General features: G+C 70.7%; 7 protein-coding genes. All 7 read right to left on the bottom strand.

Going from position 1 to position 5,196, the window contains the following annotated elements; all coding sequences use genetic code 11:
• Positions 1-1,183 (bottom strand): HAD-IC family P-type ATPase (locus VFO68_RS15085; RefSeq protein WP_325158904.1); only part of this gene is annotated, 1,183 nt, incomplete at its 3' end.
• A 28-nt stretch (positions 1,184-1,211) separates the two neighbouring features.
• Positions 1,212-2,159, bottom strand: a complete 948-nt coding sequence (locus VFO68_RS15080) for a hypothetical protein (RefSeq protein WP_325158903.1) — start codon at positions 2,157-2,159, stop codon at positions 1,212-1,214.
• A gap of 29 nt (positions 2,160-2,188) precedes the next feature.
• Positions 2,189-2,395: a heavy-metal-associated domain-containing protein gene (locus VFO68_RS15075; RefSeq protein WP_325158902.1), complete on the bottom strand. Its 207-nt coding sequence runs from the start codon at positions 2,393-2,395 to the stop codon at positions 2,189-2,191.
• Positions 2,396-2,419: 24 nt separating this feature from the next.
• Positions 2,420-2,701, bottom strand: coding sequence for a metal-sensitive transcriptional regulator (locus VFO68_RS15070; protein ID WP_325158901.1), 282 nt, complete (start codon positions 2,699-2,701; stop codon positions 2,420-2,422).
• Between the two features lie 301 nt (positions 2,702-3,002).
• Positions 3,003-3,959 carry a M56 family metallopeptidase gene (locus VFO68_RS15065; RefSeq protein ID WP_325158900.1) on the bottom strand — a complete coding sequence of 319 codons (957 nt, stop codon included), beginning with the start codon at positions 3,957-3,959 and terminating at the stop codon, positions 3,003-3,005.
• Positions 3,956-4,315 carry a BlaI/MecI/CopY family transcriptional regulator gene (locus tag VFO68_RS15060; protein WP_325158899.1) on the bottom strand — a complete coding sequence of 120 codons (360 nt, stop codon included), beginning with the start codon at positions 4,313-4,315 and terminating at the stop codon, positions 3,956-3,958. Before VFO68_RS15060 ends, VFO68_RS15065 begins: the two co-directional genes overlap by 4 nt.
• 79 nt (positions 4,316-4,394) lie before the next feature.
• A complete protein-coding gene (locus VFO68_RS15055; RefSeq protein ID WP_325158898.1) occupies positions 4,395-5,021 on the bottom strand; it encodes a DUF305 domain-containing protein in 627 nt (208 codons plus the stop codon).
• Positions 5,022-5,196: the final 175 nt, after the last annotated feature.

Raw genomic sequence — 5,196 nt, 5'->3', positions numbered from 1 at the left:
GCACCGCGACCGCCGCGGTGAACGCGGCCGCCGCCCCGCTGCCGGCGCCGAGCCAGAACGCCAGCGTGCCCACCGACAGCGCGATCACGATCGGCACGAACACCGCGGAGACCCGGTCGGCCAGCCGCTGCACGGCGGCTTTGCCGTTCTGCGCCTCCTCGACCAGCCGCGCCATCTGCGCCAGCTGGGTGTCCGCACCGACGCGGGTCGCCCGCACGACCAGCCGCCCACCGGCGTTGACGGTGGCGCCGACCACCGGGTCACTCACCCCGACCTCGACCGGGACCGATTCACCGGTGAGCATGCTCGCGTCGATCGCCGAGCTGCCCTCGACCACCATGCCGTCGGTGGCGATCTTCTCGCCCGGCCGCACCACGAACATATCGCCCACGGCCAGAGCGTCGATCGGGACGCGTTGCTCGACGCCATCGCGCAGCACGGCGACGTCCTTCGCGCCGAGCTGCAGCAGCGCCCGCAGGGCCGCGCCGGCGTTGCGCTTGGCCCGCGCCTCGAAGTAGCGGCCGGCCAGGATGAACGTGGTCACGCCGGCCGCGACCTCGAGGTAGAGGTTGCCGCCGCCGGCCATCCGCTCGATGGTCAACTCGAACCCGTGGCGCATGCCAGCAACGCCGGCCGTGCCGAGGAACAGTGCGTACAGCGACCACAGCAACGCCGCGCCCACCCCGACCGAGATCAGCGTGTCCATGCTCGCCGCGCCGTGCCGCAGGTTGGTCCACGCCGCCCGGTGAAACGGCCACGCGCCCCAGATCACCACCGGCCCGGCCAGCGCGAGCGAGAGCCACTGCCAGTAGGTGAACTGCAGCGCCGGGATCATCGCCAGCACGACCACCGGCACGGTCAACACCACCGAGGCGAGCAGCCGCTGCCGCAGCGATCGGGTCGGGTCCTCAGCCCCCTGCGGCCCCGGCTCGGTGCGGGGCGCCGGAAGCCGCGCGGTGTAGCCGGTGGCTTGCACCACCTTCACCAGGTCCTCCGGCGACACCGAGGCCGGGTAGCTGACCCGGGCCTTCTCCGTGGCGAAGTTGACCGCCGCGCTCACCCCGTCGACCTTGTTCAGCTTGCGCTCGATCCGGGCCGCGCAGGAGGCACACGTCATGCCGCCGATGGACAGCTCCACCTGGCTGGTGACACCAGCCCGCTGGTCCTGTGTCGTCGAACTCATCAGTGCGCTCCTCAAACGTTGAAATGGATCAGCCGCCGTGCCCGCCGTGCGGGGTCTCGGTCGGTGGCGTACCCGCTGGCGCAGCCGGTTGCGGTGCGCCCGTGGTGTCCACGGTGAACTCGGCGGTGCGCACCGTGCCCTGGTGCTGGAAGTCCAGGAACAGCCGGTACCGGCCGGCCGTGGGTACCGCGACGGCGAAGCGCACCTCGGGCCCGGCGGTGGTCCTACCGTCTCCCGGCGCGCCGAGCGGATGGACGTGCAGGTGGCCGAGATCAGCCGCGCGCAGCGTGACGAGGTGGCCGTAGGCACCGAGGTAGGGCTGCAGATCACCCACCGGTGTTCCGTTGCGGGTCAGCGTCACGGTCAGCGAGGATTCCCGCCCAGGCACGAGCTCCCCGTCCAGCCGGACCCCGTATCCGTCGACGGTGTCCGTCCGAGCAGGACTGTCGTAGTGCTCCGGCTGGTAGTCGCCAGCCACCTGCACGTCCGCGCCCAGAGTGGTCCGCACGCCGCCCTCGGGCTTGAAGTCGGTGAACAGCCGGTAGGTGCCTGCCGCCGGCAGGGTCAGCGCGACGCTCCAGGTGCCGTCCGCGGCCATCGCAGGGTGCAGGTGCTGATAGCCCGAGGTGTCGCGGCGGACCAGCACCAGGTGCAGCCGCTTGTCGTGCTCCACGTCGAACCGGGTCACCACCGCGCCGTCCGGCCCGAGAATCCGGAACGGGAACGGCAGGGAGCTGGGGACGGCCACGGTGTTCTGGCCGAGTTCGAGCCGGTAGCCGTTGGCGGCTACGGCCAGCCCGGGCAACCCGTCGTCAACGGCAGTGCCCGCCGGCGCCTGCGTGCCCATCGCGTGGTCGGCGCCTGCCGGCGTGGTGCTCTCACCAAGCGGGCCGACCGCGGTCCCGACCGCCCAGGCTCCGCCCGCGACGACGGCGAGGGCCAGGCCGTAGGCGGCCAGCCTGGTCGCGGTCCTCATGCCAAATCTCCTTCGGTCGACTCGACGGCTCAGCTGACGAGCTGGTAGCCCGCCTCGGTCACCGCGCCTCGAACCTCGTCGTCGGCCAGTTGCCGGTCGCTGGACACGGTGACCTTGCCGGTGGCCACATCGACCTCGACATCCCGCACGCCCTCGATCTGGCTGATCTCCTCGGTCACCGAGCTCGCGCAGTGACTGCAGGTCATTCCCTGCACGGTGTAGGTGGACTGAGCCATCGAATTCCTCCTCGTCGAGATGGGTCAGGAGCGGACCAGCCGAGCGATCGCCTCGCTGGCTTCGGTGATCTTGTCCTGGGCCGTATCGCCGCCTTCGGTGATCGCCTCGGTGACGCAGTGCCGCAGATGCTCGTCGAGCAGCGAGATCGACACCGCCTGCAGGGCCCGGGTCGCCGCGGAGACCTGCGTGAGGATGTCGATGCAGTACTCGTCGTTGTCGACCATCCGGGCCAGCCCGCGGATCTGCCCTTCGATCCGCCGGAGGCGCCGCAGGTGAGCGTCCTTGTTCTCGGTGTAACCCCGCATGCTGGTGCTCCTGTCGATCCGGCTCGCCGCGCGGCCAGCCAGTCGACCGGGGGAACGGCGAGCACCCACCACTATATATACCCATAGGGGGTATAGGTGTGCAAGCCGTCTGATGAGACATGGATCACGATGGACTACTATGGCATCTAGTAGATTTCTCGCGATGATGATCCCTGTCAGCCGACGATGCGTCGTGCTCCGACAGCCGGTCACCGGAACTGGTTGGACAGTCGTGCAGTGAGTGGCCGCCGCCTGGCATGAGGAGAAATGTCTGCTGTGGACAGTCGCGTGGTCCGGCTCGTCACGCCCCAGTCATGGAGCAGGCCACCGCAACGACGGCGAGCAGTAGCGCAGCCGCGGTGAGGAACGGTACGGCGGTGGCGATCACCGCCGCGACGCCGCAGGATGCCGCTCGCCGCGTCTTGCCCGGTACGGCCGTGGAACTCTGCAGCCGGGCCAGTCGAACGTCGATCGCGTCGTTGGCCATGGCCAGGGCCCCGCCGGGTGCGTCGTGCCGGGCAACGCCCAGCAGTGCGGTGTGGACGGCGGCCACCCCGCAGGCCCGTACCGCGGCGACGTCCGCGGTCAACTCGACGAGTTCCCGGATCGCCGTCGGGGCCTTGCGGAACAGAGGTACGACGGGCAGCACGGCGGACGCCGCGTCCACGATCGCGATGAGCAGGTGGTGCCGGCCGCGCAGATGTGCCCGCTCGTGCTCGAGGACAGCCGCCACGCTGGCCGCCGGCAGGTACCGGGTGAGGCCGTCGGTGGCCACCACCGCGCCCGCCCGGCCGGCCAGGCTGAACGCCAGTGGACCGTCGTGCGCCAGCCACAACGTGGTGGGCTTGTCCCCGTCTATCCGGGCGGCTAACCGAAGTACGGCCAGATGCTCCTGTCCGGCTCGCGACCGGCGTCGGCACTTCGTGAAAGCGACCACGGCCAACCGCGCGGTCGCGGCGGCCAGCAGCGCGACTCCCAGCACCCCGGCGAGTTCCTCGATCTGGGGTGGTGAGCCGTGTTGCACGGCGTCCCAGCAGTGGTGCAGCGTCGCCACCAAGGCGCCGACCTCGCCATGGCCGGGGAGCAGCAACAGGATGACGCCGGCCACCGCGGCCAGCGCGACGCCGACCATGGACAGCAGCCAGCACACGATCAGCACCAGTGGGTCGCGTCGCCGCAGGTCGAGGTGGCCCAGCCAGCGGGGACCCCACCACCCGACGGCGGCAGCACCGCACAGCAGCGCGAGGGCCACCGTCATTTGCGGCGGGTCTTCTTTCGCAGGCCGGTGCGCAGCAGTTCGCGCTCCCGGTCCGAGGCGGTGCTGGCGAACTGCAGCAGCGCCGCCTCGGGGTCGCCGCAGGACTCGAGCACCGCACGCAGTGCCCGGGCGGCGGCCTGCTCCCGGCTGAACGTGGGGTGGTAGCGGTAGGCCTTGCCGTCCAGCTCGCGCTCCACCCAGCCCTTGCGGAACAGGTTGTCCAGCACGGTCATCACCGTGGTGTAGGCGAGCCTGCGCTCGGTGAGGCCGTCGAGGACCTCGCGGACCTTCGCCGGTTCCTCGGTCCGCCACAGGATGTCCATGATCGCGGATTCGAGTTCGCCGAGTCCGACCATGAACACCTCCTGTCAGGTCCGATTGAGCTTAGTGGGTGCCGGGGCCGGCGGGGCCGCCCCGACACCCGCCCTCGCTGACTCACAGGGCCTTGAGCAGCCCCTCCATCTCGGCGATCTCCGCCTGCTGGGCGTCGATGATGCGCTGCGCCAGCGCCTTGGCGTCCGGGTTGGCGCCCTGCGCCACCTCGGTCCGGGCTTCCTCGACCGCGCCCTGGTGGTGTCGGATCATCATCTCCAGGAACATGTGGTCGAAGTCGGCTCCGCTGGCCTGTTCCAGTTGCCGCATCTCGTCCTCGGCCATCATGCCCGGTCCGGCCCCGTGGTCCATGCCCGGCGCGGAGGTGCCGGTCGACCCGTGGTCCATTCCGGTCGGCGGGCTGGTGCTGGTCACGCCCCACTGCGCGAGCCAGCCGTTCATCACCTGAATCTCCGGGTCCTGCGCCTGCTTGATCCGGTTGGCCAGGTCCTTGACCTTGTCGTTCGACCCGCGCGACGCCGCTAGCGCGGCCATCTCCAACGCCTGCTGGTGGTGGGGCACCATCTGCTGGGCGAAGGTGACGTCCGCGTCGTTGTGCGTCGCCTGTTCGGCGGCGCCGGTGGAGGGTGGCGTGTTGCCGTGGTCGGTTCCGGCCGGTTGCTCACTGTTGCCGCAGCCGGCCAGCAGCAGGGCCGTCGCCGCGGCGACGCCCATGATTGTTTTCCGCACGATCCTTAGTCCTTCGGTCTCGTTCGTGGTGACGGATGCCGGGATGCGGCGCCAAGGGGCGCCGCGGCCCCTGTCACAGCCGCGCTACACAGACCGAGTGAAGTAAGGCACGCCCGGCCAGGCCGGGCGGCGGGCGCGCGGCCGCGCGCATCGGTGCGGTGTCACGCCCGGGCTG

Source organism: Actinophytocola sp., assembly GCF_035712165.1.
In the GTDB taxonomy this organism is placed as follows: Bacteria; Actinomycetota; Actinomycetes; order Mycobacteriales; family Pseudonocardiaceae; genus DASYTH01.
Note: the sequence above shows the minus strand (reverse complement) of the source record. Positions and strands in the feature narration are given on the sequence as shown.